The sequence below is a fragment of the uncultured Sphingomonas sp. genome, from assembly GCF_913062585.1.
Taxonomy (GTDB): domain Bacteria; phylum Pseudomonadota; class Alphaproteobacteria; order Sphingomonadales; family Sphingomonadaceae; genus Sphingomonas.
Window position 1 is genome coordinate 288,101 of the sequence record NZ_CAJXWX010000002.1, and the last position, 17,040, is coordinate 305,140.

The 17,040-nt window shown below is 66.5% G+C and carries 17 protein-coding genes and 1 tRNA gene; 10 read left to right on the plus strand and 8 right to left on the minus strand.

Annotated elements, in window-relative coordinates; all coding sequences use genetic code 11:
- Positions 1 to 21: 21 nt before the first annotated feature.
- The 6 genes from QZ546_RS03060 to QZ546_RS03085 all read left to right on the plus strand — a co-directional run bounded on the left by QZ546_RS03060 (position 22) and on the right by QZ546_RS03085 (position 4,391).
- Positions 22 to 714: a double zinc ribbon domain-containing protein gene (locus QZ546_RS03060; RefSeq protein WP_367113505.1), complete on the plus strand. Its 693-nt coding sequence runs from the start codon at positions 22 to 24 to the stop codon at positions 712 to 714.
- Between the two features lie 31 nt (positions 715 to 745).
- Positions 746 to 1,003 (plus strand): glutaredoxin 3, encoded by a 258-nt coding sequence (grxC, locus tag QZ546_RS03065; protein WP_294234493.1) that lies wholly within the window; start codon positions 746 to 748, stop codon positions 1,001 to 1,003.
- The gene (locus QZ546_RS03070; protein WP_294234495.1) at positions 1,000 to 1,824 is read left to right on the plus strand and encodes a carbon-nitrogen hydrolase family protein; all 825 of its coding nucleotides are present in this window, start codon (positions 1,000 to 1,002) and stop codon (positions 1,822 to 1,824) included. The genes grxC and QZ546_RS03070 overlap by 4 nt, the downstream gene beginning before the upstream one ends.
- On the plus strand, positions 1,821 to 2,252 hold the full coding sequence (locus QZ546_RS03075) for a DUF1178 family protein (RefSeq protein ID WP_294234498.1): 432 nt from the start codon (positions 1,821 to 1,823) through the stop codon (positions 2,250 to 2,252). Before QZ546_RS03070 ends, QZ546_RS03075 begins: the two co-directional genes overlap by 4 nt.
- 56 nt (positions 2,253 to 2,308) lie before the next feature.
- Positions 2,309 to 2,385 (plus strand) — tRNA-Arg (locus tag QZ546_RS03080).
- 146 nt (positions 2,386 to 2,531) lie between these two features.
- Positions 2,532 to 4,391, plus strand: coding sequence for a methyl-accepting chemotaxis protein (locus QZ546_RS03085; RefSeq protein WP_294234502.1), 1,860 nt, complete (start codon positions 2,532 to 2,534; stop codon positions 4,389 to 4,391).
- A 13-nt stretch (positions 4,392 to 4,404) separates the two neighbouring features.
- On the opposite strand, the gene QZ546_RS03090 is transcribed toward QZ546_RS03085, so the two are convergent.
- Positions 4,405 to 4,851 carry an SRPBCC domain-containing protein gene (locus QZ546_RS03090; RefSeq protein WP_294234504.1) on the minus strand — a complete coding sequence of 149 codons (447 nt, stop codon included), beginning with the start codon at positions 4,849 to 4,851 and terminating at the stop codon, positions 4,405 to 4,407.
- Between the two features lie 61 nt (positions 4,852 to 4,912).
- Positions 4,913 to 5,773, minus strand: a complete 861-nt coding sequence (gene asd, locus QZ546_RS03095; RefSeq protein ID WP_294234506.1) for an archaetidylserine decarboxylase — start codon at positions 5,771 to 5,773, stop codon at positions 4,913 to 4,915.
- A gap of 38 nt (positions 5,774 to 5,811) precedes the next feature.
- Between asd and QZ546_RS03100 the strand changes: the two genes are divergently transcribed.
- Entirely contained in the window at positions 5,812 to 7,488 is a 1,677-nt protein-coding gene (locus tag QZ546_RS03100; RefSeq protein ID WP_294234509.1) for an aminotransferase class III-fold pyridoxal phosphate-dependent enzyme, read from the plus strand.
- Positions 7,489 to 7,694: 206 nt separating this feature from the next.
- On the opposite strand, the gene QZ546_RS03105 is transcribed toward QZ546_RS03100, so the two are convergent.
- Positions 7,695 to 8,318: a hypothetical protein gene (locus tag QZ546_RS03105; RefSeq protein WP_058746769.1), complete on the minus strand. Its 624-nt coding sequence runs from the start codon at positions 8,316 to 8,318 to the stop codon at positions 7,695 to 7,697.
- Positions 8,315 to 8,980 (minus strand): methyltransferase domain-containing protein, encoded by a 666-nt coding sequence (locus QZ546_RS03110; protein WP_294234527.1) that lies wholly within the window; start codon positions 8,978 to 8,980, stop codon positions 8,315 to 8,317. The genes QZ546_RS03105 and QZ546_RS03110 overlap by 4 nt, the downstream gene beginning before the upstream one ends.
- A 518-nt stretch (positions 8,981 to 9,498) precedes the next feature.
- Between QZ546_RS03110 and QZ546_RS03115 the strand changes: the two genes are divergently transcribed.
- Both QZ546_RS03115 and QZ546_RS03120 read left to right on the plus strand, forming a co-directional pair.
- Positions 9,499 to 9,750: a hypothetical protein gene (locus tag QZ546_RS03115; protein WP_294234530.1), complete on the plus strand. Its 252-nt coding sequence runs from the start codon at positions 9,499 to 9,501 to the stop codon at positions 9,748 to 9,750.
- Between the two features lie 23 nt (positions 9,751 to 9,773).
- Complete coding sequence (locus QZ546_RS03120) at positions 9,774 to 10,013, plus strand: hypothetical protein (RefSeq protein WP_294234533.1); 240 nt, start codon at positions 9,774 to 9,776, stop codon at positions 10,011 to 10,013.
- Between the two features lie 48 nt (positions 10,014 to 10,061).
- Here QZ546_RS03120 and QZ546_RS03125 read toward each other — a convergent pair whose 3' ends face one another.
- The gene (locus QZ546_RS03125; protein ID WP_294234535.1) at positions 10,062 to 11,213 is read right to left on the minus strand and encodes an N-acetyltransferase; all 1,152 of its coding nucleotides are present in this window, start codon (positions 11,211 to 11,213) and stop codon (positions 10,062 to 10,064) included.
- A gap of 132 nt (positions 11,214 to 11,345) precedes the next feature.
- On the opposite strand from QZ546_RS03125, the gene QZ546_RS03130 reads away from it, so the two are divergent.
- Positions 11,346 to 12,440, plus strand: coding sequence for a fatty acid desaturase (locus QZ546_RS03130; RefSeq protein WP_294234539.1), 1,095 nt, complete (start codon positions 11,346 to 11,348; stop codon positions 12,438 to 12,440).
- 154 nt (positions 12,441 to 12,594) lie between these two features.
- On the opposite strand, the gene lptG is transcribed toward QZ546_RS03130, so the two are convergent.
- The 3 genes from lptG to QZ546_RS03145 form a co-directional block, all read right to left on the minus strand.
- Complete coding sequence (gene lptG / locus QZ546_RS03135) at positions 12,595 to 13,692, minus strand: LPS export ABC transporter permease LptG (RefSeq protein WP_294234542.1); 1,098 nt, start codon at positions 13,690 to 13,692, stop codon at positions 12,595 to 12,597.
- Positions 13,689 to 14,888 carry an LPS export ABC transporter permease LptF gene (gene lptF, locus QZ546_RS03140; protein WP_294234545.1) on the minus strand — a complete coding sequence of 400 codons (1,200 nt, stop codon included), beginning with the start codon at positions 14,886 to 14,888 and terminating at the stop codon, positions 13,689 to 13,691. The genes lptG and lptF overlap by 4 nt, the downstream gene beginning before the upstream one ends.
- A gap of 185 nt (positions 14,889 to 15,073) precedes the next feature.
- Entirely contained in the window at positions 15,074 to 17,005 is a 1,932-nt protein-coding gene (locus QZ546_RS03145) for an ATP-binding protein (RefSeq protein WP_367113503.1), read from the minus strand.
- Between the last annotated feature and the right edge of the window lie 35 nt (positions 17,006 to 17,040).

The following is a 17,040-nucleotide window of genomic DNA, read 5'->3' on the forward strand; positions in this document are numbered from 1 at the left end:
GCCTGGGCGGTCCGCTGGGCCTTGCCCCCGCGCTGTCCGGGCTGTGCCGAGCCGGTCGAGGCGGATCACCGTTTTTGCGCCGCATGTTGGGGGCAGTTGCGGTTTCTGGACGATGCGGGATGCGCGAGGTGCGGGATGCCTTTGGGCGGGGACCACGTCGGACAGACATGCTGCGGCCCCTGTCTTGCCGAGCCGCCGCGTCATGCGGGTATCCATGCGGCGGTCGCTTACGGCCCGATCGCGCGGCAATTGCCGATCCGGTTGAAGCATGGCGGGCGGATCGGCGTGGCGGAGACCATGGCCGGGCCGATGACGCGCCGCCTGCCGCCGGATGCGGAGTTGCTCGTCCCGGTTCCGCTCCATCGCTGGCGCTTGTGGCGGCGTGGGTTCAACCAGTCGGTGCTGATCGGTGAGGGCATCGCCCGGCGGACCGGCGTGACGCTGGCGCGCGATGCCTTGCAACGGGTGCGCGCCACGCCGCTATTGCGTGGCCTGTCCCCGCGCCAGCGCCGCGCCGCGGTGACGCGCGCCTTTCGCGTGGCCGATCCGGCGGCGGTGAAGGGGCGGCGGGTGGTGCTGGTCGACGATGTCTATACGACCGGTGCGACGGCGGGTGCCTGTGTCCGTGCGCTGCTCGCTGCAGGGGCTATGTCGGTCGCGATCCTGTGTTGGGCGCGGGTGATCGACCATGACGGCGGCGGCCCAGACGATTGACAAGCGGCCTCACGCGCCACACCTGAGGGGCATGGCAAAGGTCGAAATCTACACCAAGGCGTTCTGCCCCTATTGCACTCGGGCCAAGGCGCTGCTCGCCTCCAAGGGCGTCGAGCCCGTGGAATATGACATCACCATGGGGGGTCCCCAGCGCGCCGAGATGATCGAGCGGGCGAGCGGGCGCACCACCGTGCCGCAGGTCTTTATCGACGGCCAGCATATCGGCGGCTCAGACGACCTGGCCGCGCTCGACAAGCGGGGAGGGCTCGACCCGCTCCTCTCGGCATGACAGCCATCGCGGTGCTGCAGATGACGGCGGGGATCGACCCCGCCGCCAATGCGGACGTGTTGGAGCAGGCCGTGGCCGACGCGGCGGCGCGGGGGGCGACGATGCTCTTCACGCCGGAGATGTCGGGCCTGATCGATCGCGACCGGACGCGCGCCGCACCGCATCTGGTGGCCGAGGACCAAGACCCCGTGCTGGCGCGTGTCCGGGCGGCGGCGGCAAGCCATGGCCTTTGGGTCCATCTCGGCTCGCTGGCGGTGCGGGCGGCGGACGGGCGGCTCGCCAATCGCGGCTATGTGATCGACGATCGCGGCGAGGTCCGCGCACGCTACGACAAGATGCACCTGTTCGACGTCGACCTGCCCAGCGGCGAAAGCTGGCGCGAATCCGCCTCCTATGCGTGCGGAGAGCAGGCGGTGGTGGTCGATACGCCGGTCGGGCGGCTGGGCCTGGCCATCTGCTACGACCTGCGCTTCCCCGCGCTGTTCGCGGCGCTGACCGAGGCGGGGGCAACGCTTTTGTCGGTCCCTGCCGCCTTCACCCGGCCGACGGGGGCGGCGCATTGGCACATCCTGCTGCGCGCCCGCGCGATCGAGGCGGGCGTGCATCTGGTCGCCGCGGCGCAGACCGGCGAGCATCAGGACAGCCGGGCCACCTATGGCCATTCGCTGGTCGTGGGACCTTGGGGCGAAGTACTGCTCGACATGGGCGAGGCGGCCGGGCTGGGCCTCGCCACCATCGACCCGGCCGAGGTGGCGGCGGTGCGGGCGCGCCTGCCCGCGATTCGCCACCGCCGGGCGATCCCGCCCGTGGTGATCGCATGATCGTCTTCGACCTGCGCTGCGCCACCGGCCATGTGTTCGAGGCCTGGTTCGCCTCGTCCGCCGCCTATGCCGAACAGCGCGAGGGCGGGCAGGTCGAATGCCCGCTCTGCGGCGACCGGCAGATTGAAAAGGCGGTGATGGCCCCGCAGATCGCGGCCAAGGGCAACAGCAAGCCCGATGGACCCAGCCCCCAGGCCATGAAGGCCGCGCTGGAACATCTGGCCCAGGCGCAGGCGAAGATGCTGGAAAAATCGACCTGGGTCGGCACCGCCTTTGCCGACAAGGCCCGCGCCATGCACGAAGGCGACGCACCGCCCGCGCCGATCCATGGCCAGGCCAGCCTGGCCGAGGCCAAGGCGCTGGTCGAGGAGGGCGTGCCCGTCGCGCCGCTGCCATTCCCGGTGGTGCCGCCCAAGCTGACCAACTGAGCCGCCATCCGCTCTGGACCCCATGCCGCGTCCCGAGTATCACCGCCCGCGCATGGGGCCCCGTAGCTCAGCAGGATAGAGCATCAGATTCCTAATCTGAGGGCCACTGGTTCGAATCCAGTCGGGGTCACCATGCAGAGGGCTGGCGACGTAAAAGTCCTCTGCGGCGATCGGGGCGCTCCCCAAACTACGCCTCGATAATTCAAATTATAATCTCTTCAGGAAATGCGATCTTAAGACGTCGCTGTCACAACACCCTTACTCTCGGGGTGTTCGACGATGAAAAATCTGAAGATCAGCAATAAACTGTTCGTGGCGTTCGGCGTCCTGACCGCAGCGCTTATCGTGACGATGATGCTCTCGATCATGAGTCAGCAGCACCTCAATAGCGTGGCGGAAAATCTTGGGCGGACCCGCCGGGACAAGCTGGTCGCGATTTCGCTGATCAACACCGCGACATCGGATTATCGCGTCTATGAGGCGTCGATCATTCTGTTCGCCGAGCCCGATCAGATCAATATGGCCCTCCGCGACCTGGACGAACGGTCGAAAACGATCGCCAAAACCGAAGCGTTTCTCGATCGCAGCCTGACCGCGCCCAAGGCGATCGCGCAGTTTCGTACGTTTCGCGAACATTGGGCCATGTACGAACAAATGTCCCGCAAGACGGTCGATCTTGGCAGCCGGAACCTGAACGCCGAGGCCACGGCCAATTTTCGGGCAAGCAAGCGCATCTTTGATACGGCGAACAAGGACGCTGCCATCATGAGCGACATTCAGGTCGCCCTGATGGACAAGGAGATGAACGAGGCGACCCAGAATTATATCTGGTCGCGCAATGCCTCGATCGCGATTGCGGTGCTCGTGCTCGCCCTCACCGGCTATCTGCTGATGGCGCTGGTCCGGGCTATCGCCAATCCGCTGGCGGCGATGACCAACGCGATGCGGCGGTTGGCGGCGGGCGATCTGAATGCCCAGCTGGCGGTCGATCCGCGTCGTGACGAGGTCGGGCAGCTGGCCGAGGCGATGGTCGCCTTTCGCGACCAGCTGGCAGCCGCAGAACAGGCCAAGGCCGAGCAGACGCAGCTGATCGTCAGCAGCATCGGCAGCGGCCTGGATGCGCTGGCGCAGGGCGACCTGACCGCGCGGATCGAGACGGAACTGACCGGACCGTTCGAGAAGCTCAAGCACGACTTCAACCAAGCCATGGAGGCGGTGTCCGCCACCCTGGTCGCGGTGAATGCCAGCGCGCACGGGATCAGCCACGGGACCAGCGACATCCGCGAGGCGTCGGACGATCTGGCGCGCCGGACCGAGCAGCAGGCCGCGAGCCTGGAGGAAACCGCCGCAGCGATGCATGAGATCACCGAGACGGTCCGCGCGACGGCCGAAAATGCCAAGCGTGCCAACGACGTGGTCACCGAGACGCGCAGCGATGCGGACCGTTCCGCCGATGTGGTGCGCGATGCGGTTGCGGCGATGCATGGCATCGAACGCTCGTCGAGCGAGATCAGCGAGATCATCGGCGTGATCGATGGTATCGCCTTCCAGACCAACCTCCTGGCGCTGAATGCCGGCGTCGAGGCGGCGCGGGCGGGCGATGCGGGCAAGGGGTTCGCGGTCGTCGCCTCCGAAGTGCGCGCGCTCGCCCAGCGCTCGGCCGATGCGGCCAAGGACGTCAAGGAACGGATCACGGCATCGACCCAGCAGGTGGATGCCGGGGTGCAGCTGGTCGAACAGGCGGGCCAGGCGCTCAATCGCATCACCGGGCGGATCGGCGAGATCAACACCATCGTGTCGGGCATCGCCGCGACGGCGGCGCAACAGGCGAACGGGCTGCAGCAGGTGAACATCGCCGTCTCCGAGATGGACGGGGTGACCCAGCAGAATGCGGCCATGGTCGAACAGGCGACGGCGGCGGCGCGCAGCCTGTCCCAGGAGACCGCGACGATGACCCAGCAGGTCAGCCGCTTCCGCCTGCCCGATGACGGCATGGCCAGCCGGGCGGTACCGGATCGCGCCGGTCCCGCGCCCGTCCACCAGTTGCAGGCCCGCGTCGCGCGTGCCGCGCCGCGTGTCGTCGCCCGTTCGTCGCAGGCGGCCGTGGCGGTCGACCATGGGGACTGGTCGGAATTCTGATCCCGTCCGCCGGCTAGGCCTCCGCCAGCGCCTTCAACTGATCCGCCGCCGCGCCCCAGCCGCCCTCGAAGCCCATCGCGCGGTGCTGCTCCATCGCCTCGCGGGTCCAATGGCGGGCGGTGCCGCGATAGAGGGTGGCATCGCCGTCCGCAGCGACCTCGAACAGGCCGACCATGAAGGGGCCTGCCGGGCACCAGTCGCCGGTAAAGGCGTCGGTCATCACGAAGCGGCGGTTCGGCTCGAAGGCGAGGATCATGCCCTCATTCGGCATCGCCTCGCCATTCGGGCCGTGCATCACGATCAGGCTGCGGCCCCCGGCACGCCATTCCAGCGTCCGGGCCTCGGCGCGCCAGGGGGCGGGGCAGAACCACTGCTCGAACCGCTCGGTCATCACGCGCCACACCTGCTCGACCGGCGCGTCGATGCGTCGTTCGATGCTGAGTTCGAAGCCTCCTGCCATGTCGCTCTCCTGCGGGTCCGGGGCGAAGGTTAACCCTGTAAGTCCCCGGGGTATAGCGACTTTAGGAAAGGCGTCCGATCACGTCGCCCGCGCGGATCGCCTGCCCCTCGACCAGCGTGTCGGCCAGCCGCATGTCCGGCGTCAGGAACAGGATGATGGTCGAGCCATGTTCGAACCACCCCATTTCCTCGCCCTTGCCGATCCGCGCCGAACATTCGGTGCGGCCGGGGCCATGGTCCCGCAGGTTCTGGACGGTATCGAGGCAGTGGAGGCGGATGCTGGCGACCAGGATCGCGGCGACCGGCACGATCAGCAGCGGCTGACCCGACATCAGGGTCCGCGCCTCGATCACCGCGCGCTCGTTGCGGCAGAAGAGCCGCTCGACTCGCTTCAGCGCGATCGGGTTCACATTCCAGCAGTCGCCCGAGAGATAGGTCACGCTCTGAACGACGATATCGGTCGGCGCGTGGAAACGGTGATACATGCCCGCCGTCAGCCGCAGGGTGACGAAGGACCCGTTGCGATAGCGCTCGACCAGATCGGGATCGGGGATCAGGTCGCCCAGGCGATAGGGAAAGCCCTTTATCTGATAGAGCCGGTCGTCCTCGATCCGGCCATGCGCGCCGACCAGCGCGTCGCAAGGGCTGGCGATCGTTTCGGGATCGCTGTCGAACTCGCGCGCGCCGTCGCGGAGCGCGCGGATGAAGCCGTCGCGCAGGGATTTGAAGCGCGTGGTGCGCGCGTCCGACAGGTCGACGCCCGCGAAGAATTTCCACAAGCCCAGGCTGGGCCTGGCGATCAGCGGATGTTCGATCCGGGCGATCCGGCCCACCAGTTGCGTGGCAAACCGGCGCGGCAAGCGGTTGGTGACGAGGAAATTAATGTCCTCGTTCAGGAAGAACCGCATGATGGGTCCACGCATTGTCATGCCTCCGTCATGGGCACGCGGTCAAAGGCCGCATGAACCCGATTCTCACTGGCCTGCTGGCCGTTTCCGCCGGTGCGGTCGCCCTGACGAAGGGCCATCGCCGCCTGACCCTGTCGCGCGCCAAGCATCCGGGACTGGGCGGCCATGTCCGCATGGCCAAGCGCATCGCCGGGCAGATTCCGTTCTACACCTATGGCGAGGATCGCTTCTTTCGTGTCGACGATGCGCCGGACGCCGTCGCCGCCCAGCGCCGCGCGGGGTTCGAGCGACTGGGCGCGCTCTTCGCCGAGCGATATGCCAAGACGCTGGCGCTGACCCGCGAGACGCGATCCGGCCTGTCCGACCTGCAATTCACCGGCGCCTATCGCGTGCCGTTCCAGTTCCGCGAGAAGGTGCGCACGACGCTGGCGACCGGCGCCTTTTACGAGCGGTCGGAGGGGCCGATCCTGGTCGACCTGGACGGCAACCGCCTGATCGACCTCACCGGCTCCTACGGCGTCAACCTGTTCGGCAACGACTTCTACAAACAGACCATGGCCGAGGGGGCGGCGATGGTCGCCGATCTGGGCGGGGTGCTGGGCTCCTTCCACCCGGTCGTCGCCGATAACGTCCGCCGCCTGACTGCGCTGTCGGGCATGGACGAGGTGTCCTTCCACATGTCGGGTACCGAGGCGGTGATGCAGGCGGTGCGTCTCGCCCGCTATCACACCAAGCGGCCCCGGCTGGTGCGTTTCGCGGGCGCCTATCATGGCTGGTGGGGCGATGTGCAGCCGGGCATCGGCAACCCCGTGCCCGCCGACCGGACGCTGACCCTGGCCGACATGTCGGAAAGGACGCTGAAGGTGCTGGCGACGCGCAAGGATATTGCCTGCGTGCTGGTCAACCCGCTCCAGGCGATGCACCCCAATGGTTCGGCGCCGTCGGACGGCCAGCTGGTCGATGGCGGGCGCAAGGCGGGGGCCGATCTGGCCGCCTATCGCGACTGGCTGCACCGCTTGGCCGAGACCTGCCGCGCGAACGGCATCGTCCTGATCTTCGACGAGGTGTTCATGGGCTTCCGCCTCGCCAAGGGCGGGATGCCGGAATATTTCGGGGTGACGCCCGACCTCATCACCTATGGCAAGACGCTGGGCGGCGGCCTGCCGGTCGGCGTGCTGTGCGGCCCGGCGCATCTGATGAAGCGCTGGCGCGAGGATCGGCCCGTCGACATCTGCTTCGCGCGCGGTACGTTCAATTCGCATCCCATGGTGATGGGCGCGATGAACGCCTTCCTGCGACGGCTGGAGACGCCCGAGGTGGCGGCGCTTTACGACGGATTGGACGAACGCTGGAATGCCCGCGCCGCGATGTTCAATGCGCGGATGGCGGAGGCGGGGCTGCCGCTCTCGGTCGCGCACGTCCAGACGATCTGGACCATCCTCTATTCGGTCGCCTCGCCCTATAACTGGATGCTGCAATATTATCTCCGGGCGGAAGGTCTGGCGTTGAGCTGGGTCGGGACCGGGCGACTGATCTTCAGCCTCGACATCGACGACACCCTGTTCGCCGATATTTGCGACCGCTTCGTTGCAGCGGGACAACAGATGCGTGACGATGGCTGGTGGTGGACCTCGCCGGATGCGCCGAGCGACCTGAAGGCGGCGAACAAGGCGATCCGGCGGCGGATATTGAAGGAGTCGCTGGCGGTGCGGCTGGGGCGGGGGAAGTAAGCCCCTCTCGCTCCTTCTCAAGCCCCTCCCGCAGGCGGGAGGGGTGTGGGGAGGGCATGGCGTCTCACCGAGAGACCGTAGCTCGTGGCATGCCCTCCCCCATCCCCTCCCGCCTGCGCGAGGGGAACGGCCAGACGAGAGGGCTGAATATAAAACAGGGCGGCGGTTCCGTTAGGAACCACCGCCCTGCTTAAAAGCGACGACGATTACGCCGCCTTCAAATCCTCGAAGTCATCGACGTCATGATGATCCATCCGCTCGCCCTTCATCAGGCGGCGGGGTGCGCTCTTGTACATCTTGAAGTCGTTGAACGGGTCGGTGACGATCTTGGTCGCCCAGACCAGGCCGGTTTCCAGATCGCGCGCGACCCAGAGCTGCATCACGCGCACGAAGATCGCACTGACGCCCAGGCCCAGCCAGCCGATGCCGACATGGCGCAGATAGCCCATGAAGCCGTCCGGATATTCCAGCGTGCCGAACAGCGTCGGCTGGACCAGCAGCACGAGCGGGATCGCGCCCCAGATGCCCATCAGCACATATTTGCGTGCCAAGTTGTAGCCGACCTTGATCTCTTCCTTATGCTCATGCGTCGCCTTGTTCACATGGTCATAGCCCTTGGGCTCGAAGAAGAAATGCCCGGCCTGGCGGCTGGTCATCGCGACGCCCCAGGCGAGCAGGCTGGCGACCGCCGGGTCGATGAACAGCAGCACATAGGCGGTCAGGAAGGTGCAGGCGCTGACGAAGTGCAGGCTCTGGTTAACCAGGCTGTGGTGGTAATAGCGATGATCGTCCCACCGCTGTTCGGCGAGCTGTGCGCGGAAACCAGTCATTGCACATGTCCTTGGAGGGAAGGCTGACGCTTGGCGAAGCGGACCAGCGAGAAATGGCCGAGCGGGGGCAGGGGGCGGCTTTCGACCAGCTCCACATCGCCGCGCGTCGCCGCCCAGTCGGTGTAGCGTTCGAACGGGAAGTCGGTTCGGAAGCCTAAGCGGCTGGTGATCGGCATCAGCGTCTTTTCGATCGTGCCGCGAAGTCCGTCGCCAGCGCCGACGCGCGTGGTGATGACGATCTCGCCACCCGGGCGACAGATGCGCGCGAATTCGTCGAGCGCCTTTTCCGGGTTGGGCACGGCGGTGATGACGTACTGCGCGACCACCACATCGAAGCTGTTGTCAGCGAATTGCAGCGCCTCGGCATCGCCATAGGCGATCTGCTCGACATGGGTCAGCTTGCCGCTCCGCACCCGCTCGCGCGCCTTGTCGAGCATCGGCTCGGACAGGTCGACGCCGACGATCCGGTTCTCGCGCGAATATTGGGGCAGCGAGATGCCGGTGCCGACACCCACCTCGATGATCCGGCCGCCGATGCGTTCGGCGGCGACGATGGCGGCGGAGCGCCCCTTCTTGAAGACGGGGCCGAAGACCAGGTCATAGACAGGCGACCAGCGATCATAGGCCTTGGTGACGCTGGCGGTACTCATCTGCGTTGCCATCGAAAGGGCATCCCGTTGAACGACGATGCGATCCCTGTTCGCAGCAGGCAGTGACAATTTGACGACAAAGCCGGCGTTCGTTGGACGAATTTCGCAATAGGGTAATCAATATGTCATCGTGTGTGCATGAATATGTCGTATTCTGTGTTTAGGCATTGAAATGGGAAGACGACACCGATCGTCTTTTGTTGCGCGGCTATGCTTTGGCTGCTTGCAGCATCGGCAGCTTTTACTTTTGGTTTTTGGAAATATCCGGGCAGGCGCGATCCACCGCGCATGGCTCTGACCCGCGCGTTCCCCTTGTTCGCGAGGCGGGAAGCGGTTGGCCCGTCGCAAGGGTGATAGCTCCGAGCAGATGGTGGAAAATCCGTCGTTCGATGGCGTATATTGCCAAGGGTTGGTGATTGTTGCGGCGGCGTTTCGGCCTAAGCCATTGAAAAACAGTCATTCTAGTGTGTGGCATGACTAATGCAGTAACTCACATGCCGGGGTGATCCGGCACAAAGGGAGTTACCACGATGTTCATTTCGCTGCTGATCGCTTCGACCGTCGCCATCGCCAATCCGGCTCGCGAAACCGCGATCGCCCCTGCGCCGACCCCGACCCCTGCGGCCACTGCAACCGTCGCCGCCGGTCCGTCGCCCACGACCCGCTACTGTGTCATCGATACGCTGACCGGCACGCGCATCCGGACCAAGAAGTGCCTCACCGCCGCCCAGTGGATCGCCCGCGACGGCGAGGTGCCCGGTGCGGACACCAAGCGCCGCTGACCCTTCCGGCCGGGAGATTTTCGATGATGATGGCCACCATGCTCGCCGCTGCGCTGGCGTCGGCGGCGGCACCTGGCGAGGATATGCTCAAGCCCGTCGACGTGCCGGTCCCGCCGGTGGCGGCGGCGCCCGCCAGGCCCGTGCGCTACTGCTTCCTGACCCTGGAAGAGGATGGCCGGATGCCGGGCAAGATCTGCAAGACCCGGGTCGAGTGGCGCTGGCGGGGTATCGACCCGCTCGCCTATCTCGGCCGGGGCCGATGAGGGCATGGGGCGGGGCCGCCCGGACAGGACCGCCCCGCCCATCGCCTGTCAGAGCAGATCGCGCGAATAGACGTTATAGGTCTTGTTGACGTCGCTCTTGATGGTCTCGGCGATCGAGCGCATCCCCTGATTGTCGTCGAGGATCCAGCCGATCTCGCCGCGCGAGGCGCCGTATTTGGTCACGGACGCCCGGCGGATATATTCGATCATCATGAAGGCCAGCTGGCTGGCCATGCGCGACGCCTGAAGCTCCTTGACCACGCCCATCAGCGGCACGCGCATCGTCCGCACCTTCGGCGCACGCAGCCACAGCAGCAGCTTGGCCCAACCGAAGGGGAGCAGGCTGCCCTTCAGCGGCTTGATCGCCTCGTTGAGGTCGGGGAGCGTAATCATGAAGGCGACCGGTTTGCCGTCCAGCTCGGCGATGCGGATCAGGTCGTTGAACACGATCGGCTTCAGCTTGACGCCGACATCCTTGATCTCGGGCGGGGTGAGGGGGATGAAGCCCCAGTTGTCGGACCACGCATCGTTAAGGATGCTCAGGATGATCGCGGCCTCTTCCTCGAACTTCGCCTTGTTCACCTCGCGCACGCGGATGCGCTCGTTCTTCTCGCCCGACTTGATGATGCGCTGGACGATCGGCGGAAATTCCTGCGTGATGTCCAGCTCGTAAGTGAAGAGCTGCTTGATGACGCTATAGCCCGCGCCTTCGATCCAGCCCTGATATTCGGGGCGCGCATGGCCCATCATGATCGTCGGGTCCTGGTCGAAACCCTGGACCAGCAGGCCGGGCTCTTCCCACACCGATTGCGACACCGGGCCGATCGCGCGGGTCATGCCCTGATCGCGCAGCCAGCCCTCGGCGGCGGCGAGCAGCGCCTTGAACACGTCCTGATCCACCGCATCCATCAGGCCCCAGAATCCGACGCCAGGCCCGAACCCCTTGGACGGATCCATCTCCAGCGCCAGCGTGTCCAGATGCGCCGAGATGCGCCCGACGACCTTGCCATTGTCCTCGGCCAGGAACAGCTGCGCCTTGGCGTGGCTGTACCAGCCATTCTTCTCCGGCGTGATCAGGCCCAGTGCCTCGCCCTTCAGCGGCGGAACCCAGTGCGGATCGTTCGCGTAGAGGGTGAAGGGGAAGTCGACAAAGGCCTTACGGTCCGATTTCGACGCAATGGGGCGGATGGAAACGGTCATAAATGCGGTCCGGGCAATGATTTCGTCATCGTATCTAACCGTCTGCGTCGATCATAGCGAGTGAGGATTCCGTCATGGCGGGCCGTGGGAATGCCACCGTGTCGCCACTATGTGGTGACAAAGGATAGAGTTATGGAAACGACGCTTTCTTTCGAACGGAGTGGGAAGGCCGCCGCGGCGGCTCCCGTCGTGCGTGTCCCGATCGCGGACGACAAGGCGATGCTGCGCGCCGCCGCCGAGCTGACCCGCGACCTGATCGCGCCGCGCCCGGGCCTCTATTGGGGCGACATGCTGGGCAGCGCGCTGGTCGGTTACGCGGCGCTGGCCGTGGCGGTGACGGCATCGTCGACCGGCGTGATCGTCGTCGCATCCGTGGTGGCGGTGTTGGCGCTGTACCGCGCCCTGCTGTTCATCCACGAAGTCAGCCATATGAAGCATTCGGCGCTGCCGCGTTTCCGCGAAGGCTGGAATGCGCTGGTCGGCGTGCCGCTGCTGACGCCCGCCTTCATGTATGAGGGGGTGCACAACCTGCACCATGCCAAGACTCGGTACGGCACGGCGGACGATCCCGAATATCTGCCGCTGGCGCTGATGAAGCCCTGGACGCTGCCGGTCTTCATCCTCGTGTCGGCGCTGGCGCCGCTGGGGTTGCTGATCCGCTTTGCGATCCTGTCGCCGCTCTCCTGGGTGGTGCCGGGGCTGCGCAAGATGGTCGTCGAGCGTTACTCGGCGCTGGCGATCAACCCGCAATTCCGCCGCCGCATGCCCGAGGGCGAGGCGCTGGTCCGCTTCAACCGCACCGATACGGCCGCCTCGATCTGGGCCATCGCGCTGGTGGCGATGGTCGTGACGGGCGTGATCCCGCTGCGTGGCTTTGCGATCGGGTTCGCGATCGGCTCGGCGGTGGCGGTCCTCAACCAGGTGCGCACGCTGGTTGCGCATCTTTGGGAGAATGAGGGCGAACAGATGACGGTGACCGCCCAGTATCTGGACTCCGTCAACGTGCCTCCGCCCGCACTGCTGCCGGGGCTCTGGGCGCCGGTGGGCCTGCGCTATCACGCGCTGCACCACTTGCTGCCGTCACTGCCCTATCATGCGCTGGGCGAGGCGCATCGCCGGATCAGCGCGGCGCTGACCCCGGACTCGCCGTATCACAAGGCAAGCTACAAGGGCCTGCCGGGGCTGGTGGCGAAGATTGGCCTGAGTACCCTTCGTCGGGGGAAGTGATCCCTCGGCTGGGCAGGGACGAAGCGTCCCCACCTTCGCTCAGCCTGAGCGAAGGCGAAGGCCAAGGGAAATGCGCGGCCCAGCCGCCATGTTCGCCCGTGCACTTCGACTTCGCTCAATGCAAACGGGGGGTGGGGGGTGCCTAACCGCCCCCTTATTCCTCCGTACGGAATAGCACCGCCTCGCCGATCAGGAAGAACAGCAGGATCGGCGCCCAGGCCGCCAGGAATGGCGGGTAGGCGCCCAGGTCGCCCATCGCCATCGAGAAATTGTCCGCCACGAAATAGGCGAAGCCCAGCGCCATGCCGATCACGGCGCGGACGAACAGCTTGCCTGATCGGGCGATGCCGAAGGCGGCGACCGCGCCCAGCAGCGGCATCAGCATCGCCGACATCGGCGCGGACAGCTTGTGCCAGAGCGAGCCCTCCAGCGACTTGGTCGGGCGCCCCGCCTCGCGCAGGTCGGTGATCGCGCTGGACAGCGCGTCGAAGGACAGGGAGTCGGCGTTGACGCTGGCCAGGGTCAGTTGCTCGGGCGTCACGCCGCGGCCGATGATCAGCGAGGGATATTGGGTCAGCTTGCCCGATGCGACCTCGAACCGCGTGGCCGGGCCGATCCGCCAGCCATCGCCGGCGCGGACGCCGCGCGGGGCCCGCACGATCGCTTCCAGGCTGCCGCCCGCGCGGTCATACAGTGTCACGCCGCCCAACTGCGTCTTGGCACCGCGCCCCTGGATCAGGTCGACCGAGATCAGGTCGTCGCCGTCGCGCACCCACACATTGGCGCGGTCGCCGCTGTCGATGGGCAGGGGGCCATATTGCACCTTCTGCCAGGCCGACAGCGTGGCGCTGGCGCGCGGCACGATCCGGTCGTTGAAGGCGAAACTGAACGCCGCCACGCCTGCGCTGGCGATCAGCAGCGGGGCCAGCACCTGATGCGCCGACATGCCCGCCGCCTTCAGCGCGATGACCTCCGAATTCTGGTTCATCGTGAAGAAGGTGAGGATCGTGCCGAGCAGCACCGAGAAGGGCAGCAGGAACGAGATGATCTGCGGCGCGCGCAGCGAGACGTACCGCCACACCTGCGCCTGTCCGTTGCCCGGCGCGGCCAGCACCGCGCCTGACTCGCTCAGCACATCCAGCGTCTGGAGCACCAGCGCCACCGCGAACAGGATGGCGAAGGTGCGGACCAGGAACATCTTCGCCATGTAGATGGCGATCGTCCTGGACGGGAAAATGTTGGACAGGCTCATGCCGTAAAGGCCTTTTTGCGGCGGCGGCCGGGCAGCCAGCGGCCGATCGCCTTGGCGACCTTGGCCACGCCGCGCTCCAGTGCGCCGATAGGCTGGCCGCCGGGCACATAGGCGGTGACGTAATACATCCAGAAGACCAGTCCCGCGAAGATCGTGAACGGGCCCCATAGCGCCAGGATCGGGTTCACCCGCCCCAGCGCGCCGATATCGGCGGCATATTGGTTCACCTTGAAATAGGTGACGAGCATCACGATCGACAGGAACACGCCCAGCGCCGAGGTCGATCGCTTCGGGGGGATGCCCAGCGACACCGCGAGCAGCGGCAACAGGAACATCGTCACCACCTCGACCACCCGGAAATGGAATTCGGACCGGCTGCCCGCCCTGGCCTGCGGACTCGGTGCGTCCTGGCCCAGCTTGGCGAGTTCGGGCAGGGTGAATTCCAGGTCGCGACCGCCGCGCTGGCGGAAATTGTCGAACTTGGGCAGGTCGATCGGCAGGTCGTGGCTGGAGAAGGTCAGCACGCGCGGTGCCTTGAATTCCGGCCGGTTGTGGATCAGCGTGCCGTTGGTCAGGCGGAAGATGATGACGTTGGGATCATCGGTCGCCAGGAAGCGCCCACGCTCCGCCGTCACGCCGATCCAGTCGCCCTTGGATGTCTGGGCATGGACGAAGATGCCCGACAGGTCGCGACCGCCGTCCCGGCTCTCCTCGATGCGCAGGGTCATGCGGTCGCCCAGATGGGTGAACTCGCCCACCTTGATCGACGCACCCAGCGCCCCGGTGCGCAATTCGTAGCGCAGGCCCTCATAATAATAGCGCGCGACGGGCTGGATATAGCCGACGATCGCCAGATTCAGCGCCGCCAGCACGATCGCGTACATGTACGGCACGCGCAGCAGCCGGGTATAGCTCATGCCCACGCCGCGCATCACGTCCAGCTCGGACGAGGTCGCCAGGCGCCGGAACGCGAGCAGGATGCCCAGCATCAGCCCGATCGGAATGCCCAGCCCCAGATATTCGGGCAGCAGATTGGCGAGCATCCGCCACACCACGCTGATCGGTCCGCCCTCCGTCGCGACGAACTCGAACAGGCGGCGGATGCGGTCGAGCACCAGCAGCATCGCCGAGATGATCAGCGTCGCGAACAGCGGCAACGCGATCAGCCGGGCCATGTAGCGGTCGATGGACTTCATGCGGGGAACATCACTCGCGCGATAAAACGGCCATGGCTATACGGGGGCGGAAAGGGTCCGTCACCCCTTGTTTGTGGGGGATTCCCTTGGCCTTCGACTTCGCTCAGGCTGAACGGAGTTGGTGATCGTGGCTAGATACAAAAAGCCGTTCAGCCTGAGCGAAGTCGAAGGCCACGCGCAAAGCTTCACGCCGCCGCGCAAACCGGCCCATCCGCCCGCTTCAGCGCCGCCGCGACCCCGCGTTCCAGCCCGGCGAGCGTGAAGGGCTTGCGCAGCACCTCATGCCCCTCGAACCCTGCCGCCTGCGCCTCGCCCGCAAAGCCGGTGACGAACAGCACCGCGACATCGGGATGGCGCGGGCGCAGCGCGGCGATCAGTTCGGGGCCGGTGATATGCGGCATCAGCACGTCCGACACGATCAGGCGGATGCCCGGATGCCGGGCCAGCAACCCTTCGGCCTCGCGCGGGTCGCCGCACGCGATCGGGTCATGGCCCAGCTCGCGCAAGGCCTCCATCGTAGCCGCCAGCACGCGGGGATCGTCCTCGACCAGCAGGATGCGCAGGGTGCCGGGCTCGTCGCTCTGGTCGGGGGCGGGCGTGTCCGCTTCGACCGGGGCGACGACCGGCTTGGCGATATGGCGCGGGAAAAAGAGATGAACGGTCGTGCCCTCGCCCGGTGCGGTGCGGATCGTCACGTCGCCGCCCATCTGGCCGACCAGCCCGAAAATCTGGCTAAGGCCCAGGCCCGTGCCCTTGCCCGCAGGCTTGGTGGTGAAGAAGGGCTCGAACACCCGCTCGACCACCTCGGGGGTCATGCCGCTGCCCGTGTCGGTGACCGACAGCAGGACATAATCCCCAGCCGCCGCGCGGGGCAGGGCGTCCGCACCGACGCGCGCCTCGGCGGTGCGAATGGTCAGCTCGCCGCGCCCTTCCATCGCGTCGCGCGCGTTGACCGCCAGGTTCAGTATGGCGTTCTCCATCTGAGTCCGGTCGCCGAATAGCTGCCAGTCGGTGGTCGCATCCTCCACCGTCACCTTCACCCCGTCGCCCAGCGTCCGGTCGAGCAGGTCGCGCATATCGGCGACCAGCTTGCGCGGGGTCAGGCATTCGGGGGTCAGCGCCTCTTCGCGGCTGAACATCAGCAACCGGCGGGTCAGCGCGGCGGCGCGGTGTGCGCCCTCGGTCGCGCTGTCGAGATGGCGGCGGACATCCGCCTCGGCCTCTGCGCGTTTCGCGAGTTCCAGCCCGCCCAGCACCACCGCCAGCATATTGTTGAAATCATGCGCGATCCCGCCGGTCAGCTGGCCCAGCGCGTCCATCTTCTGCGCCTGGCGCAGCTTGGCTTCCTGAACCTTCAGCTCCTGGGTCGCGGCCTCCACTGCGCTGGCCAGTTCCTCGGCACGGGCGCGTTCGGCTCGCGCCTCTGCATGGGCCTCCGCCCGTTCGCCGACCGCGCGAAGGATCAGCCAGCCCAGCACCACGCCACCGATCGCCAGCGCGATGACGAACAGCGCCAGGCCGCCCGCGATACGGTTGGAATGGACGACCGTGTCATGGGCGACCGCGCTGCGCTGTTCGAGCAGCACCCGCTCGCCGTCGATCAGCGCATCCAGGGTCCGCCCGATCTGCGTCAGCGCGCGGGCCTGCCCCGCCTGGTAATAGAGCGCATAGGCCTGGCGATTGCGATGATAGGTGGTCGACAGCGCGATGGCCGACAATTCCTGGCCGCGCGTGCCATAGGCAGCGCGCAGCCGGTCGATCAGCCGCTGTTGCGCCCGGTCCTCGACCAACAGGTCCAGCCGATCGAGCTGTGCCCCCGCCAGCGTCCATTCGTCGGCATAGATCTGGCCCAGCTTGCTGTCACCAGAGATGACGTAGCGGCCGAGCGACGCCTCCGACCGTGCGATCGTGCCGGCCAGCGTACGGGCCAGGATCATCACGTCATAGCTGCGCCGTTGCAGCTCCAACGCACGATCCCGTTCGCGATTGGCATGGCCCAGCGTCAGGATCAGCATGGCCAGCGTGATCGCACCGGCCAGCGCGACCGCGATCAGGGCAAAGGTCTGCCACCGGCTCGCTTGCTGCTGGTCGTCGTGCTGCTCGATCACGGTCGCCACGCTTACGCCCCCGCCCCGGATTTTGCAAAGCGGGC

Coding starts and splice junctions, on each gene's coding strand:
- grxC (WP_294234493.1), top strand. CDS start 746: ATGGCAAAGGTCGAAATCTACACCAAGGCGTTCTGCCCCTATTGCACT.
- QZ546_RS03070 (WP_294234495.1), top strand. CDS start 1,000: ATGACAGCCATCGCGGTGCTGCAGATGACGGCGGGGATCGACCCCGCC.
- QZ546_RS03075 (WP_294234498.1), top strand. CDS start 1,821: ATGATCGTCTTCGACCTGCGCTGCGCCACCGGCCATGTGTTCGAGGCC.
- QZ546_RS03085 (WP_294234502.1), top strand. CDS start 2,532: ATGAAAAATCTGAAGATCAGCAATAAACTGTTCGTGGCGTTCGGCGTC.
- QZ546_RS03090 (WP_294234504.1), bottom strand. CDS start 4,851: ATGGCAGGAGGCTTCGAACTCAGCATCGAACGACGCATCGACGCGCCG.
- asd (WP_294234506.1), bottom strand. CDS start 5,773: ATGCGTGGACCCATCATGCGGTTCTTCCTGAACGAGGACATTAATTTC.
- QZ546_RS03100 (WP_294234509.1), top strand. CDS start 5,812: ATGAACCCGATTCTCACTGGCCTGCTGGCCGTTTCCGCCGGTGCGGTC.
- QZ546_RS03105 (WP_058746769.1), bottom strand. CDS start 8,318: ATGACTGGTTTCCGCGCACAGCTCGCCGAACAGCGGTGGGACGATCAT.
- QZ546_RS03110 (WP_294234527.1), bottom strand. CDS start 8,980: ATGGCAACGCAGATGAGTACCGCCAGCGTCACCAAGGCCTATGATCGC.
- QZ546_RS03115 (WP_294234530.1), top strand. CDS start 9,499: ATGTTCATTTCGCTGCTGATCGCTTCGACCGTCGCCATCGCCAATCCG.
- QZ546_RS03120 (WP_294234533.1), top strand. CDS start 9,774: ATGATGATGGCCACCATGCTCGCCGCTGCGCTGGCGTCGGCGGCGGCA.
- QZ546_RS03125 (WP_294234535.1), bottom strand. CDS start 11,213: ATGACCGTTTCCATCCGCCCCATTGCGTCGAAATCGGACCGTAAGGCC.
- QZ546_RS03130 (WP_294234539.1), top strand. CDS start 11,346: ATGGAAACGACGCTTTCTTTCGAACGGAGTGGGAAGGCCGCCGCGGCG.
- lptG (WP_294234542.1), bottom strand. CDS start 13,692: ATGAGCCTGTCCAACATTTTCCCGTCCAGGACGATCGCCATCTACATG.
- lptF (WP_294234545.1), bottom strand. CDS start 14,888: ATGAAGTCCATCGACCGCTACATGGCCCGGCTGATCGCGTTGCCGCTG.